The sequence below is a fragment of the Microbacterium sp. GbtcB4 genome (assembly GCF_019091465.1).
GTDB classification, from domain to species: domain Bacteria; phylum Actinomycetota; class Actinomycetes; order Actinomycetales; family Microbacteriaceae; genus Microbacterium; species Microbacterium paraoxydans.
Genome location: NZ_JAGXJJ010000309.1, coordinates 1 through 252 on the forward strand (window position 1 = coordinate 1; position 252 = coordinate 252).

Consider the following 252-nt stretch of genomic DNA (forward strand, 5'->3'; position numbering starts at 1 on the left):
CCAGGTCAAGCCGACCACCACCCTCGGGCAGACCGTCAAGGGCTACGGGATCGGCCCGCAGAGCGAGGGCCGCAACGCGACCCACCAGAAGAAGAAGATGACGCTGGACAGCCACAAGACGTAACGCGACGCGATGCACATTCCGAGCGCGGCCGCGCAGCACGAGGAGAACCCGTACCTGACCCCGTACTACAACCTGGGACCGCAGGACGAGACGATCCAGTACATGTTCGAGCGCCGCAAGGCCCTCGG

1 pseudogene is annotated in these 252 nt (G+C 65.5%); it reads left to right on the forward strand.

The window, feature by feature from the left end:
* Positions 1-252: pseudogene (locus KVS71_RS20105) on the forward strand (hypothetical protein); the annotation flags it as partial.